Consider the following 19,551-nt stretch of genomic DNA (forward strand, 5'->3'; position numbering starts at 1 on the left):
GCTGCGGCAGCGAATCATTTATGAGGCCATAAATGTCGTTGCCGCGTCTTTCTTTGACGGATGCCCGTCATCTTCACCTTGCCGCTCAAGGGCTGCTGAAAAAAACACGCCGTCGGGCAACCCCAGCAGATATTCTTGCTACCATTTCGCGCATGTCGTTACTGCAAATCGATACCATCAATATTGTGGCGCGCAGCCCTTACCTGGTGCTGTTTAGTCGTTTGGGTGATTATTCGCCCCAGTGGCTGGATGACGCGTTGCATCGGGGCGAACTGATGGAATACTGGGCGCACGAGGCCTGCTTTTTGCCGCGTAGCGACTTTATGCTGATACGTCACCGCATGCTGGCCCCGGAGAAAATGGGCTGGAAATATAAAGCGGAGTGGATGAAAGAACATGCGCATGAGATTGAGCAACTGCTCCAGCACATCCAGCATAACGGACCAGTACGCTCTGCCGATTTTGAGCATCTGCGCAAGGGGGCCAGCGGCTGGTGGGCATGGAAACCGCATAAGCGTCATCTTGAAGGCCTGTTCACCGCCGGGAAAGTGATGGTGGTGGAACGGCGTAATTTCCAGCGAGTGTATGATTTAACCCATCGCGTCATGCCGCACTGGGATGATGAACGCGACCGGCTTTCACAGGAAGAAGCTGAAAGCCTCATGCTGGATAACAGCGCCCGCAGTCTGGGGATTTTTCGCGAACAATGGCTGGCAGACTACTATCGCCTGAAGCGTCCGGCGCTAAAAAACTGGTGCAACGTACGTGCACAGCAGCAACAGATTATTCCTGTCGATGTCGAAGGGTTAGGAACCCTGTGGCTGCATAGCCACCTTCAGCCGCTGCTGGAGCAGGCATTGACGGGTAAATTAACGGCGACGCATAGCGCAGTATTATCACCCTTTGATCCGGTGGTCTGGGATCGTAAACGGGCAGAGCAGCTATTCGATTTTAGCTATCGGCTCGAATGTTACACGCCAGCACCGAAACGTCAGTATGGTTATTTCGTCCTGCCGCTACTGCATCGCGGACAGTTAGTTGGGCGGATGGATGCCAAAATGCACCGCAAAACGGGCGTACTGGAAGTGATTTCGCTCTGGTTACAGGATGGCGTCAAACCTGGGGTTACTCTGCAAAAAGGATTGTTTCAGGCGATTGATGATTTTGCCCGCTGGCAGCAGGCAACACGTGTGACGCTGGGACGCTATCCTGAAGGTTTATTTGCTGATGCACGCCATGGTTGGGAAATAGACCCAGCACGGTAAGCGATTATGTTAATATTTACGGATTCACAATCCGGTCCATCTGGAGGAACTATGGATCATCGTCTGCTTGAAATCATTGCCTGCCCGGTATGCAATGGCAAACTCTGGTTTAACCAGGAAAAACAGGAACTGATTTGTAAACTGGATAACCTTGCTTTCCCACTGCGTGATGGCATTCCCGTGTTACTGGAAACCGAAGCTCGCGTTCTGACTGCTGATGAGAGTAAATCATGAGTTTTGTGGTCATTATTCCTGCGCGTTATGCGTCCACACGTTTGCCGGGCAAGCCGCTGCTGGATATCAATGGCAAGCCGATGATCGTGCATGTGCTGGAGCGTGCGCGTGAATCTGGCGCTGAACATATTATTGTTGCGACCGATCACGAAGATGTCGCTCGCGCGGTAGAAGCGGTGGGTGGTGAAGTATGCATGACCCGCGCCGATCACCAGTCCGGTACGGAGCGTCTGGCGGAAGTCGTCGAGAAATGTGGCTTTAGCGATGATACCGTTATTGTGAACGTACAGGGTGATGAGCCGATGATCCCGGCGGTCATTATTCGCCAGGTCGCTGAGAATCTGGCGCAGCGCCAGGTCGGTATGGCGACCCTTGCTGCCCCGATTCACAGTGCGGAAGAGGCATTTAATCCGAATGCGGTGAAAGTCGTTCTGGACGCCGAAGGTTATGCACTCTATTTTTCACGCGCGACCATTCCGTGGGATCGCGACCGTTTCGCTAAAAGCCTGGAAACGGTGGGTGACACCTTCTTGCGACATCTGGGTATTTACGGCTATCGCGCCGGTTTTATCCGCCGTTATGTTAACTGGCAGCCCAGCCCGCTTGAGCATATTGAAATGCTGGAGCAACTACGTGTGCTGTGGTACGGCGAAAAAATTCATGTTGCCGTCGCAAAAGAAGTACCCGGTACCGGCGTAGACACTGCCGAAGATCTTGAGCGCGTTCGCGCCGAAATGCGTTAGTTTTTCTCACGACACTCCCCTGAGGACGCCAATTTTTGGGAGGAGTGTCATATCGTTACGCTTTCCCGCCACTTTTCTTTTCATCAATTGATCTCATCCGGGTGACATCTGTCTGCACGACGCTCATTATGAAAGCAGTAGCATTTATGAGGGCAATCCGAAATGGAACAGTTGCGTGCCGAACTCAGTCATCTGTTGGGTGAAAAACTCAGTCGTATAGAATGCGTGAATGAAAAAGTGGATACGGCCCTGTGGTCACTGTACGACAGCCAGGGAAATCCGATGCCACTGATGGCGAGAAGTTTCACCACGCCGGGTATGGCGCAGCAGTTGGCATGGAAAACCTCCATGCTGGCGCGCAGTGGTACGGTGCGTATGCCCGTCATTTATGGGGTCTTAACCCACGAGGAACATCCCGGTCCTGATGTGCTACTGCTTGAGCGTTTACGTGGAGTGCCGGTGGAAGCGCCTGCCCGAACGCCCGAACGCTGGGAACATTTAAAAGATCAGATCGTAGAAGGTCTGCTGTCATGGCATCGGCAGGATAGTGCTGGTTGCGTGGGAATGGTGGATAACACGCAAGAGAATATCTGGCCATCCTGGTATCGTCAGCGGGTTGAGGTGCTGTGGACCACGTTAAATCAGTTCAACAATACCGGACTAACGATGCAGGACAAGCGGATCCTGTTTCGCACGCGTGAGTGTTTGCCTGCCTTATTTGAAGGATTCAATGATAACTGCGTGCTGATCCACGGTAATTTCAGTTTACGTAGCATGCTCAAAGATGCCCGTAGCGATCAGCTTCTGGCTATGGTGGGACCGGGGTTGATGCTGTGGGCGCCAAGGGAATATGAACTGTTCCGCCTGATGGATAATGCGCTGGCGGAAAGCCTGCTTTGGCAATACCTGCAGCGCGCGCCAGTGGCGGAGTCATTCATCTGGCGGCGCTGGTTGTACGTGTTATGGGATGAAGTGACGCAACTGGTCAACACCGGACGCTTTAATCGTTCCAACTTTGACCTGGCAACGAAATCATTGCTGCCGTGGCTCGCATGATAAACATGTGAACACCTTATCAGGCAGCATTCCTGTCAATGTTCCGATCCCTTCAGCCACTGCCAGATGCGTCCCAGGGTTTCGTAACCAACGCGATCGCTGTGCATCAACCAAACGGGGGAGGGTATAGCGCGCTCCCACGGATTAAGCGGTGAATCAATCGCTAACTGATTGGCTGGCGCTGGCAGCGGATGCAAGCCGGCCTGCTGGAAGAAGATCATCGCCCGCGGTAAGTGGGAGGCAGAGGTTACCAGCAGGAACGGCGCATTGCCGATGGCCTTCTTTACCGCCGCGGCTTCTTCTTCGGTATCTTTGGGGTGATCCAGGGTGATGATTTCATCGGCTGGCACCCCCAGCGACTGCGCTACTCGGGCGCCAGCTTCTGCGGTACTGACGTTATTCGTCTTTGCGGCAGCGCCGGTAAAGATGAGCTTCGATCCCGGGTTTGCGCGCCATAGGCGAATACCTTCATTCAGACGTGGAAGGCTGTTGCTGATCAGATTTGAACTCGGCGCCCACTGCGGATTCCAGGTATACCCTCCGCCCAGCACCACAATATATTCCACTTTTTGCGAACCTTGCCACGTTGGATAACTGTCCTCAATCGGTTTCAACAGTCTGTCGGCGACGGGCTGTAAACTAAGGAGTAACAGTGCCAGCCAACTCAGGCTAATACACACTTTCCCTGTTTTTTGAAAGCGACTGAACCAGACCAGCGCCAGGCCAATACCCATCATAATTAGCATCAGTGGCAGCGGCAGCATCATACCGCCAATCACTTTCTTCAGCGTAAAAAGCATCCTTTTTGGTTCCTTTTTTAACCATACAGCAGGGGATCTGCAGGGATATTACACCAGGAAGGTTCATTCTCGGCGTGGGTGTGACAAAATAGCGGTTTTACTTAGTCACCCTAAAGCCAGTATGCGGAGAGCCCGATGCGGGATCGCAATTTTGATGACATTGCAGAGAAGTTTTCCCGTAACATTTACGGCACCACCAAAGGTCATTTAAGACAGGCTATCCTTTGGCAGGATCTGGATCGATTACTGGAAACGTTCGGTGAGCAAAAACTGCACATTCTGGATGCCGGTGGTGGTGAAGGGCAAACGGCCATCAAAATGGCGGAACGAGGACATTTCGTCACATTATGCGATCTGTCTGGCGAGATGATCGCCCGAGCGCAACAGGCGGCAGAGGCAAAAGGTGTGAGCGGGAACATGCATTTTATACAATGCGCTGCTCAGGATGTTGCTTCGCATTTGGAAAGCCCGGTTGATCTGATATTGTTTCATGCTGTGCTGGAGTGGGTGACAGATCCGGTCAACGTGTTGCAGACTCTGTGGTCAGTATTGCGTCCTGGCGGCGCGCTGTCGTTAATGTTCTACAATGCTAACGGTCTGTTGATGCATAACATGGTCGCAGGGAACTTTGACTATGTGCAGGTGGGGATGCCGAAACGTAAAAAGCGCACGCTTTCACCGGACTACCCGCGCGATCCGGGGCAGGTCTACCAGTGGCTGGACGAGATCGGTTGGCAGATAACCGGTAAAACGGGCGTCCGCGTGTTTCATGATTATCTGCGAGATAAACATAAACAGCATGACGACTTTGAAATGTTACTTGAGTTAGAAACGCGCTATTGCCGCCAGGAACCGTATATCAGCCTTGGGCGCTATATTCATGTCACCGCGATTAAAAGTTCGGCCCGAGCCGCAGATGCAAGGATAATTTATGAGTGAATTTTCCCAGACAGTCCCCGAACTGGTTGCCTGGGCCAGAAAAAATGACTTCTCCATCTCTCTGCCGGTAGACAGACTTTCGTTCCTGCTGGCGGTCGCGACCCTGAACGGTGAGCGACTTGACGGCGAGATGAGTGAAGGTGAGCTGGTGGATGCGTTCCGCCATGTGAGTGATGCGTTTGAGCAAACCAGCGAAACCATCGGCGTACGCGCCAACAACGCGATCAACGATATGGTGCGTCAACGTCTGCTGAACCGCTTTACCAGCGAGCAGGCGGAAGGCAACGCTATATATCGTTTAACGCCATTGGGAATTGGCATCACGGATTACTACATTCGTCAGCGTGAATTCTCTACGCTACGTCTTTCAATGCAGCTGTCGATTGTTGCTGGTGAACTAAAGCGCGCGGCGGATGCGGCAGCGGAAGGTGGCGATGAGTTCCACTGGCATCGCAACGTCTACGCGCCATTGAAATACTCGGTGGCGGAGATTTTCGACAGTATCGATCTGACCCAGCGCATCATGGATGAACAGCAACAGCAGGTAAAAGACGACATCGCACAGTTGCTTAATAAAGACTGGCGGGCGGCGATCTCCAGCTGTGAACTGCTGCTCTCTGAAACGTCTGGTACGCTGCGTGAACTGCAGGATACGCTGGAAGCGGCGGGGGATAAGCTACAGGCTCACCTGTTACACATCCAGGACGCCACGATGACGCATGACGATTTGCATTTCGTCGATCGGTTGGTGTTTGACTTACAAAGTAAGCTCGACCGCATTATCAGTTGGGGTCAGCAGTCCATTGATTTATGGATCGGCTACGATCGTCACGTGCATAAGTTTATCCGTACCGCGATCGATATGGATAAAAACCGCGTCTTTGCCCAGCGTCTGCGCCAGTCCGTGCAGACATACTTTGACGATCCGTGGGCGCTAACCTATGCCAACGCCGATCGTCTGCTGGATATGCGTGACGAAGAGATGGTGCTGCGTGACGAAGAGGTCACCGGCGAGCTTCCGGAAGATCTGGAATATGAAGAATTTAACGAGATCCGTGAACAGCTGGCGGCGATCATCGAAGAACAGCTGGCTATCTACAAATCCAGACAAACACCACTGGATCTCGGTTTGGTCGTGCGCGAGTATCTGGCGCAATACCCACGTGCGCGTCATTTCGACGTCGCGCGCATAGTTATCGATCAGGCGGTACGCCTTGGCGTAGCGCAAGCAGACTTCACCGGACTGCCAGCCAAATGGCAGCCGATTAATGATTACGGAGCCAAGGTACAGGCGCATGTCATTGACAAATATTGAACAAGTGATGCCGGTAAAGCTGGCGCAGGCGCTGGCGAATCCGTTATTTCCGGCGCTGGACAGCGCCTTACGTTCGGGCCGCCATATCGGTCTGGATGAACTGGATAATCATGCCTTCCTGATGGATTTTCAGGAATATTTTGAAGAGTTTTACAGCCGCTATAACGTGGAATTGATCCGTGCGCCGGAAGGGTTCTTCTACCTTCGCCCGCGTTCAACGACGCTCATTCCCCGTTCGGTCCTGTCTGAACTGGACATGATGGTCGGTAAAATTCTTTGCTATCTCTATCTCAGCCCGGAACGCCTGGCGAACGAAGGGATTTTTACCCAGCAAGAGTTGTACGACGAGCTGCTAACGCTGGCTGATGAAGCGAAGCTGCTGAAACTGGTGAACAACCGTTCAACCGGTTCGGATGTTGATCGCCAGAAGCTACAGGAAAAAGTTCGTTCTTCGCTAAACCGTCTGCGCCGTTTAGGCATGGTGTGGTTTATGGGTCACGACAGCAGCAAATTCCGTATTACGGAATCAGTCTTCCGCTTTGGCGCGGATGTGCGCAGCGGTGACGATCCGCGCGAAGCGCAGCGTCGCTTAATTCGTGATGGCGAAGCGATGCCGGTCGAGAACCGCCTGCAGCTCAACGATGAGCCCGAAGAGAATCAGCCGGACAGTGGAGAAGAAGAATAATGATTGAACGCGGTAAATTTCGCTCACTTACGCTGATTAACTGGAATGGTTTTTTTGCCCGTACATTCGACCTTGATGAACTGGTTACCACGCTGTCCGGCGGTAACGGTGCGGGTAAGTCCACCACCATGGCGGCATTTGTTACAGCGCTCATCCCGGACTTAACCCTGCTGCATTTCCGTAACACCACCGAAGCCGGTGCAACCAGTGGTTCACGTGATAAGGGCCTGCACGGTAAGTTGAAAGCGGGCGTCTGTTACTCAATGCTCGACGTCCTCAACTCGCGCCATCAGCGCGTGGTCGTGGGGGTGCGTTTGCAACAGGTTGCTGGTCGCGATCGTAAAGTGGATATCAAACCGTTTGCCATTCAGGGGCTGCCGATGTCGGTGCAGCCAACCCAACTGGTGACGGAAACGCTGAATGAACGCCAGGCGCGCGTGCTGTCCCTCTCTGAGCTGAAAGAGAAGCTTGATGAGATGGAAGGTGTGCAGTTTAAACAGTTCAACTCAATCACCGATTATCACTCACTGATGTTCGATCTGGGCATCATCGCCCGTCGTCTGCGTTCCGCGTCTGACCGTAGTAAATTCTATCGTCTGATTGAAGCCTCGCTGTACGGCGGGATCTCCAGTGCCATTACCCGTTCACTGCGTGACTACCTGCTGCCGGAAAACAGCGGCGTACGTAAAGCCTTCCAGGATATGGAAGCTGCGCTGCGTGAAAACCGCATGACGCTGGAAGCGATTCGCGTAACTCAGTCTGACCGCGATCTGTTTAAGCATTTGATCAGCGAAGCGACCAACTATGTGGCCGCGGATTATATGCGTCACGCCAACGAACGTCGTATCCATCTTGATAAAGCGCTGGAATATCGTCGTGAGCTGCATACTTCACGTAAGCAGCTGGCCGCGGAGCAGTATAAGCACGTGGATATGGCGCGCGAACTGGGCGAGCATAACGGCGCGGAAGGCGATCTGGAAGCTGATTACCAGGCCGCGAGCGATCACCTGAATCTGGTGCAAACCGCGCTGCGTCAGCAGGAAAAAATTGAACGCTACGAAGCGGATCTCGAAGAACTGCAGGTCCGTCTCGAAGAACAAAATGAGGTGGTCGCGGAAGCCGTTGACCGCCAGGATGAAAACGAAGCCCGCGCAGAAGCCGCGGAACTGGAAGTGGATGAGCTGAAAAGCCAGCTTGCCGATTATCAGCAAGCGCTGGACGTCCAGCAAACGCGAGCCATCCAATATACCCAGGCGATCCAGGCGCTGAATCGGGCGAAAGAGCTCTGCCACTTACCGGATCTGACCGCCGACAGCGCTGCTGAATGGCTGGAAACCTTCCAGGCTAAAGAGCAGGAAGCCACTGAAAAACTGCTGACGCTGGAACAAAAAATGAGCGTGGCGCAAACCGCGCACAGCCAGTTCGAACAGGCTTATCAGCTGGTGGCGGCTATCAATGGCCCGCTGGCGCGTGGTGAAGCCTGGAGCGTGGCGCGTGAACTGCTACGGGAAGGCGTTGAACAGCGCCACCTGGCGGAACAGGTTCAGCCGTTGCGTATGCGACTTAGCGAGCTGGAGCAGCGTTTGCGCGAACAGCAAGACGCCGAGCGTCTGCTGGCTGAATTCTGCAAGCGTCAGGGTAAACAGTTCGATATCGATGAGCTGGAAGCGCTGCACCAGGAGCTGGAAGCACGCATCGCCGCCTTGTCGGACAGCGTCTCTTCTGCCAGCGAACAGCGTATGACGTTGCGTCAGGAGCAGGAACAGCTACAGTCTCGTATCCAGCATCTGATGAAACGTGCGCCTGTATGGCTGGCCGCGCAGAATAGCCTGAATCAGCTTAGCGAGCAGTGTGGCGAAGAGTTTACCTCAAGCCAGGATGTGACCGAGTATCTGCAACAACTGCTGGAGCGCGAGCGTGAAGCCATTGTTGAGCGTGATGAAGTCGGTGCGCGCAAAAATGCAGTTGATGAAGAAATTGAACGTTTAAGTCAGCCGGGCGGGGCGGAAGATCAGCGTCTGAACGCGCTGGCGGAGCGCTTCGGCGGCGTTCTGCTGTCAGAAATCTATGACGACGTTAGCCTTGAAGATGCGCCGTACTTCTCTGCGCTGTACGGTCCTTCGCGTCATGCCATCGTGGTGCCGGATCTGACGCTGATTACCGAGCAGCTTGAAGGGCTGACGGATTGTCCGGAAGATCTCTATTTCATCGAAGGGGATCCGCAGTCGTTTGATGACAGCGTTTTCAGCGTTGATGAGCTGGAAAAAGCGGTAGTGGTGAAAACCGCCGAGCGTCAGTGGCGTTATTCCCGCTTCCCGACGGTGCCGATTTTTGGCCGTGCAGCGCGCGAAAGCCGTATCGAAACCCTGCATGCCGAGCGTGAAGGGCTGTCTGAACGTTTCGCAACGCTCTCCTTTGACGTCCAGAAAACCCAGCGTCTGCATCAGGCGTTCAGTCGTTTCATTGGCAGTCATTTGTCGGTGGCGTTTGAAGCCGATCCGGAAGCGGAAATTCGCCAACTGAATGGCCGTCGCGTTGAACTGGAACGTGCGCTGACCAATCATGAAAATGATAATCAGCAAAGCCGTATGCAGTTTGAGCAGGCGAAAGAGGGGGTCTCTGCTCTTAACCGCCTTCTCCCGCGTTTGAATCTGCTGGCGGATGACACGCTGGCCGATCGCGTGGACGAAATTCGTGAGCGCCTGGATGAAGCCCAGGAAGCGGCGCGTTTTGTACAGCAACATGGCAACCAGTTAGCCAAACTGGAACCGATTGTTTCGGTCCTGCAAAATGACCCTGAGCAGTTTGAACAACTGAAGGAAGACTACGCGTATTCCCAGCAGATGCAGCGCGATGCGCGTCAGCAAGCTTTTGCTCTGACCGAAGTGGTGCAGCGCCGGGCGCACTTTAGCTATTCCGACTCTGCTGAAATGCTTAGCGGCAACAGCGATCTGAACGAAAAACTGCGTGAGCGCCTGGAACAGGCGGAAGCCGAACGTACCCGCGCCCGTGAAGCGCTACGCAGTCACGCCGCACAGTTAAGCCAGTACAACCAGGTCATGGCGTCGCTGAAAAGCTCCTATGACACCAAAAAAGAGCTGCTTAACGATTTACAACGTGAACTGCAGGATATTGGCGTTCGTGCGGACAGCGGTGCCGAAGAGCGCGCGCGTATTCGTCGTGATGAACTGCATGCGCAGCTCAGCAATAACCGTGCCCGCCGTAACCAACTGGAAAAAGCGCTGACCTTCTGCGAAGCGGAGATGGAAAACCTGACCCGCAGGCTGCGCAAGCTGGAACGTGATTATTTTGAAATGCGCGAGCAGGTGGTTACCGCGAAAGCCGGATGGTGTGCGGTGATGCGGATGGTGAAAGATAACGGCGTTGAACGCCGCCTGCACCGTCGGGAGCTGGCGTATCTTTCCGGTGATGAACTGCGCTCGATGTCGGATAAGGCGCTTGGTGCGCTGCGCCTGGCGGTTGCGGATAACGAACACCTGCGCGATGTACTGCGCATGTCTGAAGATCCAAAACGCCCAGAGCGTAAAATTCAGTTCTTTGTTGCGGTTTATCAGCATCTGCGTGAACGTATTCGCCAGGATATTATCCGTACCGACGATCCGGTTGAAGCGATCGAACAGATGGAGATTGAGCTGAGCCGTCTGACGGAAGAATTAACGTCCCGCGAACAGAAACTGGCGATCAGCTCTCGCAGCGTGGCGAATATCATTCGTAAGACCATTCAGCGCGAACAGAACCGTATTCGCGTGCTGAACCAGGGGCTGCAAAGCGTGTCGTTTGGCCAGGTAAACAGCGTTCGTCTGAACGTCAACGTACGCGAGACGCATGCTACCTTGCTGGACGTACTTTCCGAACAGCATGAGCAGCACCAGGATCTGTTTAACAGCAATCGTCTGACCTTCTCTGAAGCGCTGGCGAAGTTGTATCAGCGTCTGAATCCGCAGATTGATATGGGGCAACGTACGCCGCAAACCATTGGTGAAGAGCTGCTGGATTACCGTAACTATCTGGAAATGGAAGTTGAGGTTAACCGTGGCTCTGACGGCTGGCTGCGTGCTGAATCTGGCGCGCTGTCAACCGGTGAAGCGATCGGGACCGGGATGTCTATTCTGGTGATGGTTGTGCAAAGCTGGGAAGACGAAGGGCGTAGACTGCGCGGGAAAGATATTTCTCCTTGCCGTCTGCTGTTCCTGGATGAAGCTGCGCGACTTGATGCACGCTCTATCGCGACTCTGTTTGAACTGTGCGAGCGTCTGCAAATGCAACTGATTATCGCAGCCCCAGAAAACATTAGCCCGGAGAAAGGCACCACCTACAAACTGGTGCGTAAAGTCTTCCAGAACACCGAACACGTTCACGTGGTAGGTCTGCGCGGGTTTGCGCCTCAGTTACCTGAGCCGCTGCCAGGCACCGAAGATGCCTCCTCGCAGGCAAGCTAAATAAAAGGCGGCTAAATGGCCGCCTTCTTTTTTTCCGGAAATTCTCAATAACTGGTGTAATTTCTTTAAACTTCTTTACATTAGGTTAGGCAAAAATTTTTTCATGTTTATATACTAAAGGTAAGCCTAACGCGTCACAGGCTTGCTCGTCATACTTCAGCTTGTATTGGCGTTTTACAGGTTCGGCCCCGCCAAAATAAGGGGAAGACATACGGCCTGGCTACTCAAAGTATGATAAAAAAACAGGGGGCAAGGGATGTTGCTTAATAAAATGTGTGGTCGTCGGCTGTCGGCAATTAGTTTGTGCCTGGCCGTAACATTCGCTCCACTGTTCAATGCGCAGGCCGATGAGCCTGAAATGATCCCTGGCGATAGCTCAGCGACCGTCAGTGAACAGCCAACAGCGTTATCGCAGCCGCAGGCTCAATCTTCCGCGACGGCTATCATGGCAGGTATTCAACCACTGCCCGAGGGCGTGTCAGTTGATAAAGCCCGCGCCGAATTACAATCTCAACTTCCAGCGGGCTTCACACCGGTTTATATGAGCCAACTGGAACTGCTGTATGCCGCACGCGAAATGAAACCGATGTGGGAAAATCGTGATGCGGTAAAAGCCTTTCAGCAACAGTTAGCTGAAGTGGCGATTGCCGGCTTTCAGCCGCAGTTCACCACCTGGGTTGCTCTACTGACTGACCCAGCAGTAACCGGTCAGGCGCGAGATATCGTGCTCTCAGATGCGATGATGGGGTATCTGCACTTTATTGCCAACATCCCCGTCAAAGGCAATCGCTGGCTCTATAGCGATAAGCCCTATGCGCTGACGACGCCGCCGATTTCCGTGATCAACCAATGGCAAGTCGCGCTGGATAACGGTCAACTGACTTCGTTTGTCGCCAGCCTGGCACCGCAACATCCGCAGTACGCAGCCATGCATGAATCGCTGCTCAAGCTGGTGGGCGATACGCGGCCCTGGCCGCAACTGACCAGTACCGCGACGCTGCGTCCGGGGGAGTGGAGTAAGGATATCCCTGCGCTGCGTGAAATTTTGCGCCGCACCGGGATGCTGGAGTCTGTTGTCAGTACGGCTGCTAAAGAAGGCCGTAGCGCTTACGATCGTGAACTTGTTGACGCGGTTAAGCGTTTTCAGACGTGGCAGGGGCTTGGGGCCGATGGCGCGATTGGCCCAGCCACGCGTGACTGGCTGAACGTGACGCCCGCTCAACGTGCGGGCGTGCTGGCGTTAAATATTCAGCGCTTGCGCCTGCTGCCGGGTACGCTGTCTACCGGTATCATGGTGAATATTCCTGCCTACTCGCTGGTGTATTATCAAAACGGCAATCAGGTGCTGGCCTCGCGCGTTATCGTCGGACGTCCCGATCGTAAAACGCCGATGATGAGCAGTGCGCTGAATAACGTGGTCGTTAACCCGCCGTGGAACGTGCCTCCGACGCTGGCCCGGAAGGATATTCTGCCTAAGGTTTGGAATGACCCAGGGTATCTTGAGCGTCACGGCTATACCGTAATGCGCGGCTGGAACAGCAAAGAGACGATAGATCCGTGGCAGGTTGACTGGGCCACCATCACCGCCTCCAATCTGCCGTTCCGCTTCCAGCAGGCTCCGGGAGCGCGTAACTCGCTCGGACGCTATAAATTCAATATGCCGAGTTCGGATGCTATTTATCTGCACGATACGCCGAACCACACTCTGTTCCAGAAGGATTCGCGGGCGTTAAGCTCCGGCTGCGTGCGCGTGAACAAGGCATCTGAGCTGGCGAATATGCTGCTACAGGATGCGGGGTGGAATGATACGCGCATCTCGGATGCCCTGAAGCAAGGGGATACAAGGTACGTGAATATTCGCCAGAATATCCCCGTCAACCTCTACTATCTGACCGCATTTGTTGGCCCGGATGGTCGCACGCAGTATCGTACAGATATTTACAATTACGATCAGACAGCGCGATCCAGTGCACAAATTGTGTCAAAAGCTGAACAATTAATCAGATAAATGAAGCAGTTCGAGGAAAATAATTGTCGTAAGTTATGCTGGAAACGGGGCGAAATGGCTGCAAGCCCCGTATTTCCTGGGGTTGGGAGCCTTGACGTGGACTACTTAGCCAGATAAGGTTTCCCGCGTGCGCTAGAGCATACATACGATAACATTGACCTTGTAGACCTTAAAACCATGGACAAATTTGACGCTAATCGCCGCAAACTGCTGGCGCTTGGTGGCATTGCCCTCGGCGCTGCCATCCTGCCTACGCCTGCGTTTGCTACACTCTCCACCCCACGTCCGCGCATTTTGACTCTGAATAACCTGCATACCGGTGAGTCAATAAAAGCAGAGTTTTTTGATGGCAGGGGCTATATTCAGGACGAATTAGCTAAACTTAATCACTTTTTCCGTGATTTTCGTGCGAATAAAGTGAAATCCATCGATCCGGGATTGTTCGATCAACTCTTCCGTCTGCAGGGCCTGCTGGGCACGCGTAAACCCGTACAGCTTATTTCTGGTTACCGCTCTATTGATACCAATAATGAATTACGTGCGCACAGCCGCGGTGTGGCAAAGAAAAGCTACCACACGAAAGGGCAGGCCATGGATTTCCATATTGAAGGCATCGCATTAAGTAATATTCGCAAAGCTGCGTTATCTATGCGCGCAGGTGGTGTAGGATACTACCCACGCAGTAACTTTGTGCATATTGACACCGGACCGGCGCGTCATTGGTGATCCATAAGCTTAATGAAACAGGAGCCGTATGAACTATCGTATTATTCCGGTCACTGCATTCGCCCAGAACTGCTCGTTAATCTGGTGTGAGCAAACCCGTCTGGCTGCGCTGGTCGATCCCGGCGGCGATGCTGAGAAAATCAAACAGGAAGTCGATGCCAGTGGCCTGACGCTAATGCAGATCCTGCTCACCCATGGTCATCTTGATCACGTAGGTGCGGCGGCTGAACTGGCACAGCATTATGGTGTACCGGTTATTGGTCCGGAAAAAGAAGATGAGTTCTGGTTACAAGGACTTCCTGCTCAGAGTCGCATGTTTGGCCTGGGCGATTGTGAGCCGCTGACGCCCGATCGCTGGTTGAATGAAGGCGACCGGGTAAGCGTGGGTAACGTGACGTTGCAGGTACTGCATTGCCCGGGTCACACGCCGGGACATGTGGTCTTCTTTGATGAACAATCAAAGCTACTGATTTCTGGTGACGTGATTTTCAAAGGCGGCGTTGGGCGCAGCGATTTTCCTCGCGGAGATCATAGTCAATTGATTGATTCGATTAAACGTAAACTGTTGCCGTTGGGCGATGACGTGACGTTTATTCCGGGTCACGGCCCACTTTCGACGTTGGGCAACGAACGGCTACATAATCCGTTCCTGCAGGATGAAATGCCAGTCTGGTAACACCGCAGATAAATGAAAAAGGCCGCTATTGCGGCCTTTTTAGTACGCGATAGATTACAGTACTGCGACAATCGCTTCGCACAGCGGCGCCATATTATCTGGCGTCATTCCTGCTACGTTCACACGTCCGGAAGCGACGGCATAGACACCAAACTCTTCACGCAGACGCAGAACCTGCTCTTTGGTCAGGCCGCTGAATGAGAACATGCCGTTCTGTTTGATGATAAAGCTGAAGTCGCGGTTCGCACCTTTCTCCTGCAGCGTATTCACAAACAGCAAACGCATGCGTTGGATGCGTTGACGCATATCAGTCAGTTCCTGCTCCCAGATAGCGCGCAGGGCATCGTTGCTCAGGATGGTTGCCACAACCGACGCACCGTGTGCTGGTGGGTTGGAATAGTTGGCACGAATGACGGATTTCATCTGGCTAAACGCGCGGTCGACGGTTTCAGCATCGGCTGCAACCAGCGTACAGGCGCCTACGCGCTCATTGTACAGACCAAAGTTCTTGGAGTAGGAGCTGGCGACGATCAGCTCTTTGTGCAGCGCAGCGAATGCGCGCAGACCTTCTGCATCTTCTTCCAGACCGCGGGCAAAGCCCTGGTATGCGAAGTCAAACAGCGGCAACCAACCTTTTTCGACAGAAAGCTGAGCCAGCGTTTGCCACTGCTCCAGCGTAGGATCGATACCGGTTGGGTTATGGCAGCAGCCGTGGAATAACACTACGTCGCCAGCCTGCGCTTCGCTGAGGCTTGCCAGCAGCGCATCAAAGTCTAATGAGTGGTTCGCGGCATCGTAATAGTTGTATTCACGAACTTCCAGACCGGCAGAGTTAAAGACGCTCTTATGGTTTGGCCAGCTTGGATTGCTCACCCATACGCGTTTAGCTGAGGTGTTTTTTGCCAGAAAATCAGCGGCCACACGCAGTGCGCCAGTGCCGCCAGGAGTCTGTGCTGTACGCGCACGTTTGTCGTTGATAAGCGAACTTTCTTTACCAAACAGTAATTCCTGAGTGCAGCGACCAAACTCTGGAATACCGTCGATGCCAAGGTAATTTTTGGTGGTTTCATTTTCCAGTATATATTGCTCGGCTTTTTTAACGCTGGTCAGTACCGGCGTTTTACCTGTCTCATCTTTATATACACCGATCCCAAGGTTTATTTTTCCTGGGCGGTCATCGGCACGAAACAAATCAGCCAGACCCAAAATGGGGTCGGCAGGAGCGGCAGTAATGTTCTCAAACATGACGAGGTTCCATAGTGATTACAGAAGGGAAGTCCGCTATCAGGTTAACGGTAGATTTACAAAATGCCAACCGTTACTGACGAAAAGCCGAGGTGTTTTTTTAAGACGCAAGAATCCGCTAGCAGAGATAAAAAAACAGGACCGAAGTCCTGTTTTTAAGGCATTTAACAAAGAGGTCTGCTATTAGAACTGGTAAACGATACCGAGTGCTACGGTGTCGTCAGAGTTCACACCCAGTTTGTTGTCAGAATCGATCTGGTTGATCTGGTAGTCAACATAGGTGGACATGTTTTTGTTGAAGTAGTAGGTTGCGCCTACTTCAATGTAGTTCACCAGATCTTCGTTGCCTACACCTTCTACGTCTTTCGCTTTAGATTTGTTGTAGGAGATGGACGGGCGCAGACCGAAATCGAACTGGTACTGAGCGACAACAAAGAAATCTTGCGTTTTGTTGGCGAAGCCGCTGGTGGTCACGCCATTCTGGGTAGTGGAGAGGCGGGTTGCGTTACGGGTTTCACCGTAGTTCGCCGCCAGGTAGATGTTGTTAGCATCGTACTTCAGGCCGGTTGCCCACTGCTCAGCTTTTTTGCCGCCGTTAGCGTAGAAAGAGTTTTCCTGCGCGTTGGTACGGTCAGCCGCACCGTAAGCACCAACGATCCCGAAGCCATCCATTTCGTAGCTTACAGAACCGCCAACGCCGTCGCCGTTAGAACGACCGGTATTGCCATCACGCTCGTTTTTACCCAGATACTGGATACCGAAGTTCAGGCCGTCAACCAGACCGAAGAAGTTAGAGTTACGGTAGGTCGCAACACCACCCACACGGCCAACGAAGAAGTTGTCGCTGTACGCGGTATCACCACCAAATTCTGGCAGCATATCGGTGTAACCCAGGGCATCGTAAACGATACCGTAGTTACGACCGTAGTCGAAAGAGCCCAGATCGGCATATTTCAGACCAGCAAATGCCAGACGGGTTTTGTTACCGTTCTGAGCGTCGCTGCCGCCTTCAGAGTTGTTACCGGCAAAGTTGTATTCCCACTGACCGTAACCGGACAGATCGGAATTAATCTGAGTTTCCCCTTTGAAACCAAGACGGGCATAAGTCTGATCGCCATCGTTGCCAGCGTTATCAGAAAAATAGTGCAGACCTACGGTTTTACCGTATACATCCAGCTTGTTGCCATCTTTGTTATAAACTTCTGCAGCGTTAGCTGCCCCGGCTACCAGCAGAGCAGGGATAACCACTGCCAGAATATTGCGCTTCATCATTATTTATTACCCTCATCGGTTTTTATATGACACCTGCCACTGCCGCCAATAATTTCCGTCAATAAAAATTTACGGAACTATTGATGAGAGTTTGGTGTCTTTATGTGTCTGACAGGCATCTTTCCATTCAAACTATCGTTTCGCTACCGTCAAAGTGCTACAAATATAAAGATTTAGTTTCAAAAAGAAAAAATGTGTAACAAAATGTTATTTTTGTGCAACTTTGTGAACAACTTCAAATTTCAGATGTGCGTACGCTAAAAATCACCGCTTCTATTTCTATTTATATGATTTTCTTATATTTAATTTAGATAACCTCCTTTTTTATCTGTTCTGCCATAAAGTTCCTGCTTTACAGATGGCTATTTCTGGACGTCTGGAATGCTGTGCAAATGGTCAGAAAATGTACTATTTAATCAGGAAATGCTAATCCACAATAAAAATGATGATTATTTTTTGTTCAAATATGTTGCGGTGAAATATTACGTAACAGGAAGGGGGAAGGCGAAGGGTTGTGTTAAACGCGGGAGGGGGATTCCAAAACGTGAAGCGGTGACAAAAAAAGCCAGCAATGCTGGCTTTTGTATCAAAAATGCAGGGTTAGAACGTGGCGTTACGCGGGGTACGCGGGAACGGAATAACGTCACGGACGTTCTGCACGCCGGTCACGTAAGCGATCAAACGCTCAAAGCCCAAACCGAAGCCGGAATGTGGAACGGTACCGTAGCGACGCAGGTCGCGATACCACCAGTAATCTTCTTTGTTCAGACCCATTTCCAGCATACGGGCATCCAGTACGTCCAGACGCTCTTCACGCTGAGAACCACCGATGATTTCACCGATTCCTGGAGCCAGTACGTCCATTGCTGCAACGGTTTTACCGTCTTCGTTAAGGCGCATATAAAACGCTTTGATATCTTTCGGGTAGTTTTTAACGACGACCGGCGCTTTAAAGTGCTCTTCAGCAAGGTAACGTTCGTGCTCAGAAGACAGATCCACACCCCAGTAAACCGGGTTTTCGAACTGTTTGCCGCATTTTTCCAGAATGCTTACCGCGTCGGTGTAATCCACCTGCGCGAAGTCAGCCTCAATGAAACGTTCCAGGCGTGAAATCGCGTCTTTGTCGACACGTTCGGCGAAGAATTTCATATCATCCGCACGCTCAGCCAGTACGGCTTTGAACGCGTACTTCAGCATCGCTTCAGCCAGGCCTGCAACATCGTTCAGGTCGGCGAAAGCCACTTCCGGTTCCAGCATCCAGAACTCTGCCAGGTGACGACTGGTATTAGAGTTTTCTGCACGGAACGTCGGGCCAAAGGTATAAATTTTGGACAGAGCACAGGCGTAGGTTTCGCCGTTCAGCTGACCGGAAACGGTCAGGAAGGCTTCTTTACCAAAGAAGTCTTTGTCGAAATCGACTTTGCCCTGATCGTTACGCGGCAGGTTTTCCAGATCCAGCGTAGACACGCGGAACATTTCACCGGCACCTTCCGTATCGGAAGCGGTGATCAGCGGAGTCGATACCCAAAAGAAACCCTGCTCGTGGAAGAAGCGATGCAGCGCTTGCGCCAGCGTATGACGTACACGCGCGACGGCACCAATCATGTTGGTACGTGGGCGCATGTGCGCCACTTCACGCAGATACTCAATGCTGTGACGCTTAGCCGCCATTGGATAGGTATCAGGATCTTCAACCCAGCCGGCTACTTCAACCTCAGTGGCCTGAATTTCAAAGCTCTGTCCTTGTCCAGGAGATGCAACGACTTTACCCGTTACGATAACTGAACAACCCGTCGTCAGGCGCAGTACGTCCTGATTGTAATTGGGCAGAGAATTATTGATGACGGCCTGTACAGGATCAAAGCAGGAACCGTCATAAACGGCGAGGAAGGAGATGCCAGCTTTTGAATCTCGGCGGGTACGCACCCATCCGCGCACGGTGACTTCGCTGTCAACGGCTACGCGGCCCTGGAGTACGTCGGCTACAGGCACAACGCTCATAATATTCTCTCTGTTAATAGTCGGATATATAAACACATGTCCACCCGTAATGGGGGGATACCTATGTTACCTGGCATCTGCAATCAGACAAGCAGAATTCGTAGCTGGAGTGAAAGATTTCGGAAA

15 protein-coding genes are annotated in these 19,551 nt (G+C 52.5%); 11 read left to right on the forward strand and 4 right to left on the reverse strand.

Going from position 1 to position 19,551, the window contains the following annotated elements:
• Nucleotides 1-32 precede the first annotated feature (32 nt).
• From BZK42_RS00115 to BZK42_RS00130, 4 genes are all read left to right on the forward strand, one after another.
• Nucleotides 33-1,265, forward strand: a complete 1,233-nt coding sequence (locus BZK42_RS00115) for a winged helix-turn-helix domain-containing protein (RefSeq protein ID WP_080858505.1) — start codon at nucleotides 33-35, stop codon at nucleotides 1,263-1,265.
• Nucleotides 1,266-1,316: 51 nt separating this feature from the next.
• Nucleotides 1,317-1,499 carry a protein YcaR gene (ycaR, locus tag BZK42_RS00120; RefSeq protein ID WP_003035793.1) on the forward strand — a complete coding sequence of 61 codons (183 nt, stop codon included), beginning with the start codon at nucleotides 1,317-1,319 and terminating at the stop codon, nucleotides 1,497-1,499.
• On the forward strand, nucleotides 1,496-2,242 hold the full coding sequence (gene kdsB, locus BZK42_RS00125) for a 3-deoxy-manno-octulosonate cytidylyltransferase (protein WP_080858506.1): 747 nt from the start codon (nucleotides 1,496-1,498) through the stop codon (nucleotides 2,240-2,242). The genes ycaR and kdsB overlap by 4 nt, the downstream gene beginning before the upstream one ends.
• Before the next feature lie 162 nt (nucleotides 2,243-2,404).
• The gene (locus tag BZK42_RS00130) at nucleotides 2,405-3,298 is read left to right on the forward strand and encodes a YcbJ family phosphotransferase (RefSeq protein ID WP_016156120.1); all 894 of its coding nucleotides are present in this window, start codon (nucleotides 2,405-2,407) and stop codon (nucleotides 3,296-3,298) included.
• A gap of 35 nt (nucleotides 3,299-3,333) precedes the next feature.
• Here the strand turns inward: BZK42_RS00130 and elyC are convergent, their stop codons facing one another.
• Nucleotides 3,334-4,098 (reverse strand): envelope biogenesis factor ElyC, encoded by a 765-nt coding sequence (gene elyC / locus BZK42_RS00135; RefSeq protein WP_049269627.1) that lies wholly within the window; start codon nucleotides 4,096-4,098, stop codon nucleotides 3,334-3,336.
• A 135-nt stretch (nucleotides 4,099-4,233) separates the two neighbouring features.
• On the opposite strand from elyC, the gene cmoM reads away from it, so the two are divergent.
• From cmoM to BZK42_RS00170, 7 genes are all read left to right on the forward strand, one after another.
• Nucleotides 4,234-5,037: a tRNA uridine 5-oxyacetic acid(34) methyltransferase CmoM gene (gene cmoM, locus BZK42_RS00140; RefSeq protein ID WP_080858507.1), complete on the forward strand. Its 804-nt coding sequence runs from the start codon at nucleotides 4,234-4,236 to the stop codon at nucleotides 5,035-5,037.
• Nucleotides 5,030-6,352 (forward strand): chromosome partition protein MukF, encoded by a 1,323-nt coding sequence (mukF, locus tag BZK42_RS00145; RefSeq protein WP_016156123.1) that lies wholly within the window; start codon nucleotides 5,030-5,032, stop codon nucleotides 6,350-6,352. The genes cmoM and mukF overlap by 8 nt, the downstream gene beginning before the upstream one ends.
• Entirely contained in the window at nucleotides 6,333-7,037 is a 705-nt protein-coding gene (mukE, locus tag BZK42_RS00150) for a chromosome partition protein MukE (protein ID WP_016152457.1), read from the forward strand. The genes mukF and mukE overlap by 20 nt, the downstream gene beginning before the upstream one ends.
• Nucleotides 7,037-11,497, forward strand: a complete 4,461-nt coding sequence (gene mukB / locus BZK42_RS00155) for a chromosome partition protein MukB (protein WP_080858508.1) — start codon at nucleotides 7,037-7,039, stop codon at nucleotides 11,495-11,497. The genes mukE and mukB overlap by 1 nt, the downstream gene beginning before the upstream one ends.
• Before the next feature lie 256 nt (nucleotides 11,498-11,753).
• Nucleotides 11,754-13,505 (forward strand): L,D-transpeptidase, encoded by a 1,752-nt coding sequence (ldtD, locus tag BZK42_RS00160; RefSeq protein WP_016152460.1) that lies wholly within the window; start codon nucleotides 11,754-11,756, stop codon nucleotides 13,503-13,505.
• A 177-nt stretch (nucleotides 13,506-13,682) separates the two neighbouring features.
• Entirely contained in the window at nucleotides 13,683-14,231 is a 549-nt protein-coding gene (gene mepK, locus BZK42_RS00165; RefSeq protein WP_016152461.1) for a peptidoglycan L,D-endopeptidase MepK, read from the forward strand.
• A gap of 28 nt (nucleotides 14,232-14,259) precedes the next feature.
• Nucleotides 14,260-14,907, forward strand: a complete 648-nt coding sequence (locus tag BZK42_RS00170) for an MBL fold metallo-hydrolase (RefSeq protein WP_003035823.1) — start codon at nucleotides 14,260-14,262, stop codon at nucleotides 14,905-14,907.
• A gap of 54 nt (nucleotides 14,908-14,961) precedes the next feature.
• On the opposite strand, the gene aspC is transcribed toward BZK42_RS00170, so the two are convergent.
• The 3 genes from aspC to asnS all read right to left on the reverse strand — a co-directional run bounded on the left by aspC (nucleotide 14,962) and on the right by asnS (nucleotide 19,425).
• A complete protein-coding gene (gene aspC, locus BZK42_RS00175; protein ID WP_016152462.1) occupies nucleotides 14,962-16,152 on the reverse strand; it encodes an aspartate transaminase in 1,191 nt (396 codons plus the stop codon).
• Between the two features lie 183 nt (nucleotides 16,153-16,335).
• Complete coding sequence (gene ompF, locus BZK42_RS00180; RefSeq protein WP_003035828.1) at nucleotides 16,336-17,424, reverse strand: porin OmpF; 1,089 nt, start codon at nucleotides 17,422-17,424, stop codon at nucleotides 16,336-16,338.
• Nucleotides 17,425-18,024: 600 nt separating this feature from the next.
• Nucleotides 18,025-19,425 (reverse strand): asparagine--tRNA ligase, encoded by a 1,401-nt coding sequence (gene asnS / locus BZK42_RS00185; RefSeq protein ID WP_016152464.1) that lies wholly within the window; start codon nucleotides 19,423-19,425, stop codon nucleotides 18,025-18,027.
• Nucleotides 19,426-19,551 lie beyond the last annotated feature (126 nt).

Origin of the sequence: Citrobacter braakii, from assembly GCF_002075345.1 — a bacterium.
GTDB lineage: Bacteria > Pseudomonadota > Gammaproteobacteria > Enterobacterales > Enterobacteriaceae > Citrobacter > Citrobacter braakii.

Bases quoted from the DNA above. Each gene is read 5' to 3' on its own strand.
- mukB (WP_080858508.1), top strand. From the start codon at position 7,037: ATGATTGAACGCGGTAAATTTCGCTCACTTACGCTGATTAACTGGAAT.
- cmoM (WP_080858507.1), top strand. From the start codon at position 4,234: ATGCGGGATCGCAATTTTGATGACATTGCAGAGAAGTTTTCCCGTAAC.
- elyC (WP_049269627.1), bottom strand. From the start codon at position 4,098: ATGCTTTTTACGCTGAAGAAAGTGATTGGCGGTATGATGCTGCCGCTG.
- mukE (WP_016152457.1), top strand. From the start codon at position 6,333: ATGTCATTGACAAATATTGAACAAGTGATGCCGGTAAAGCTGGCGCAG.
- aspC (WP_016152462.1), bottom strand. From the start codon at position 16,152: ATGTTTGAGAACATTACTGCCGCTCCTGCCGACCCCATTTTGGGTCTG.
- mepK (WP_016152461.1), top strand. From the start codon at position 13,683: ATGGACAAATTTGACGCTAATCGCCGCAAACTGCTGGCGCTTGGTGGC.
- asnS (WP_016152464.1), bottom strand. From the start codon at position 19,425: ATGAGCGTTGTGCCTGTAGCCGACGTACTCCAGGGCCGCGTAGCCGTT.
- kdsB (WP_080858506.1), top strand. From the start codon at position 1,496: ATGAGTTTTGTGGTCATTATTCCTGCGCGTTATGCGTCCACACGTTTG.
- ompF (WP_003035828.1), bottom strand. From the start codon at position 17,424: ATGATGAAGCGCAATATTCTGGCAGTGGTTATCCCTGCTCTGCTGGTA.
- BZK42_RS00130 (WP_016156120.1), top strand. From the start codon at position 2,405: ATGGAACAGTTGCGTGCCGAACTCAGTCATCTGTTGGGTGAAAAACTC.
- mukF (WP_016156123.1), top strand. From the start codon at position 5,030: ATGAGTGAATTTTCCCAGACAGTCCCCGAACTGGTTGCCTGGGCCAGA.
- ldtD (WP_016152460.1), top strand. From the start codon at position 11,754: ATGTTGCTTAATAAAATGTGTGGTCGTCGGCTGTCGGCAATTAGTTTG.
- BZK42_RS00115 (WP_080858505.1), top strand. From the start codon at position 33: ATGTCGTTGCCGCGTCTTTCTTTGACGGATGCCCGTCATCTTCACCTT.
- BZK42_RS00170 (WP_003035823.1), top strand. From the start codon at position 14,260: ATGAACTATCGTATTATTCCGGTCACTGCATTCGCCCAGAACTGCTCG.
- ycaR (WP_003035793.1), top strand. From the start codon at position 1,317: ATGGATCATCGTCTGCTTGAAATCATTGCCTGCCCGGTATGCAATGGC.